The organism is Klebsiella sp. C360 (assembly GCF_048822415.1).
Classification (GTDB): Bacteria; Pseudomonadota; Gammaproteobacteria; order Enterobacterales; family Enterobacteriaceae; genus Klebsiella; species Klebsiella quasipneumoniae.
The window spans coordinates 1-2,317 of record NZ_JBMEZZ010000044.1 but is presented as its reverse complement, the minus strand read 5'-3'; the positions used below and the strand labels follow the sequence as shown (position 1 = coordinate 2,317).

Sequence of the window (2,317 nt, the reverse complement as noted above, 5' to 3'; positions counted from 1 at the left end):
GCTTGGTACTTAGATGATTTCATTAAAAGCATGAGCGATTAATTTGAAGCGATCAGTATACATTGACGATTAGCTCACGCAAATCGCTCATTGGTCACTGGGGTGTTTTTACTCGTAGATGCTTTAGATGTGTGACCTGCTCCCCGTGGATTACAAGGCCGTCATCTGATAATGCCCCTAATGGGTCAGATCTCTAGGATAGTAGCAATACAGCAAGGAACTTCTTGAGATCCTTTCTGTTGCGTCGTAATCTCTTGCTCTGTAAACGAAAAAACCGCCCAGCAAGGCGGTTTTCTCGAAGGTTCTCAGAGCAGCAACTCTTTGAACCGAGGTAACTGGCTAGTTAGAGGAGCGCAGTCACCAAAACTGTTCGTTTAGTTTAGCCTTAACTGGCGCATGACTTCAAGACTATCTCCTCTAAATCAGTTACCAGTGGCTGCTGCCAGTGGCGCTTTTGCATGTCTTACCGGGTTGGACTCAAGACGATAGTTACCGGATAAGGCGCAGCAGTCGGACTGAACGGGGGGTTCGTGCATACAGTCCAGCTTGGAGCGAACTGCCTACCCGGAACTGAGTGTCAGGCGTGGAATGAGATAAACGCGGCCATAACAGCGGAATGACACCGGTAAACCGAAAGGCAGGAACAGGAGAGCGCACGAGGGAGCCACCAGGGGGAAACGCCTGGGATCTTTAAGTCCTGTCGGGTTTCGCCGCCACTGATTTGAGCGTCAGATTTTGTGATGCTTGTCAGGGGGGCGGAGCCTATGGAAAAACGGCAGCGCCGCATCCTTTTTCGGGCCCTTCTTGACCTCAGCTTCATTTCGTTACCTCGTCATTCGTGAGCAGGTAACGCCCGCCGCAGTCTCACGGCAGGAGCGTAGCGACCGAGTGAGCGAGGAGGCGTCATTTCACCATCATCAGCATTTTGCACTTACGCACCGCAGCCGCATTTTTCCCCTGCCACATGAAGCACTTCCCTGAGCCACCACGCCCAACTAACATATTAAGCCAGTATACACTCCGCTAGCGCTACGTGACTGGTCCGGCGCTGCGCCCGGAACCCGCAAATTCAGAAACTGAAAGCGGGACAAGATGTGTTTTTGGAGTACCGCCATCATGATGCCGGCACCAAAACGATATCTCAGGGCTGCGCCCCGATACCCCGCCAACGCTTCACGGCACCGGATTAAAATCCGTTCCCGTTCACCGTTTCTCAGGGCCGTTCCCGGCTGCAGGTTCTTCATGAGGTTCGCCGTGTCTGGCAGACTGTGCAGAGTTATTCTGACCGGAGAACGCCATGAAACGACTGATAAACCTGACGCCTGCCGAGAAAAGATTTCTCGACGATGCTGTTGCCGCCGCTGAGAGAGCGTCAGGCAAGAAGCTGAATCAGCCCAACAGGCACATTGTCCTTAACAGGGCTCGTGCACAGATCGAATCGCAGCGCCAGGCAGAACGGCAGCGATCTGCGCGTGAGGAGGAGCGGCAGCAGGCGGAATTTACCTGGTCGCGTCCGCGGGCGCCGCGTCGCTGATTGCCACTTTCGTCGGTTTTGTGGGGAGTTCAGGGCGAAACAGCGTGGTATTCACTCCGGTGCATAGTCATTCGCCACCGTAAAACTCACCAGAGCGATTCCGGGCGGTTTTCTGGGGGTAAGACGTGCTCTTTTGTGGCTGAAGGCGCAGAAACGCCCTGAGGCCGTTTTCGCGGTGCGCGTAAGAAGACGTTATGGTAAATCGATGCTTAATTCCTTGCTAACTTATGGCACCTTAGCTTAAAAATCTCAGGGTAAACTTTAGAGCAGTTGAGATGGATTATAGAAATGAAAAAAGTATATACAGCAATCATATTAATAGTACTCTTATGTGGTGGTGTTTTATCTGCCAACTACATTTTTCTTCAAAGGCACATGAATGAGGTTCTGAAAGAAGATCCAAGGAATGATGGTATTAGCGTTTGGGTTTATTATAAGTGGTTTGTAAACTCTTCCGAGATTAATTATGACCTTCGTTCTGTTTCTGCAGAAAATAGTTCACTGGATGTTAGTAGGGTGATGCTGCAATTTGCTGAAAAAGTGAAAGATTATGATTTTAGTAAGGTTTATCTTAGTTACAGAGGGAAAGATAAGTTTTACTTAAAAGGAGAGTATTTTAAAACTCTTGGGCAGGAATATGGTATTCAAAACCCCGTATATACATTAAGAACAATTCCGGAAAACGTGTATATGTTAAATGGAGAGAGAGCTTATAGTGTTTGGGAGGGTGGGCTTCTGGGTGTAATGGGAAAACAGATGGAAGATCTTAGTGATTTCTCTAAG

Annotated in this window: 3 protein-coding genes; 2 read left to right on the top strand and 1 reads right to left on the bottom strand. The window is 49.2% G+C overall.

The features are described 5' to 3' along the window. Positions 1-422: 422 nt before the first annotated feature. Positions 423-536, bottom strand: a complete 114-nt coding sequence (locus ACOI7D_RS27680) for a replication initiation protein (protein WP_071789001.1) — start codon at positions 534-536, stop codon at positions 423-425. 761 nt (positions 537-1,297) lie between these two features. Here ACOI7D_RS27680 and ACOI7D_RS27675 point away from each other — a divergent pair. Together ACOI7D_RS27675 and ACOI7D_RS27670 are read left to right on the top strand one after the other, a co-directional pair. Beyond that, complete coding sequence (locus ACOI7D_RS27675; RefSeq protein WP_016947370.1) at positions 1,298-1,534, top strand: hypothetical protein; 237 nt, start codon at positions 1,298-1,300, stop codon at positions 1,532-1,534. A gap of 288 nt (positions 1,535-1,822) precedes the next feature. Next, a partial coding sequence (locus ACOI7D_RS27670; protein WP_420668010.1) for a hypothetical protein occupies positions 1,823-2,317 on the top strand: 495 nt, incomplete at its 3' end.

Bases quoted from the DNA above. Each gene is read 5' to 3' on its own strand.
- ACOI7D_RS27680 (WP_071789001.1), bottom strand. From the start codon at position 536: ATGCACGAACCCCCCGTTCAGTCCGACTGCTGCGCCTTATCCGGTAAC.
- ACOI7D_RS27675 (WP_016947370.1), top strand. From the start codon at position 1,298: ATGAAACGACTGATAAACCTGACGCCTGCCGAGAAAAGATTTCTCGAC.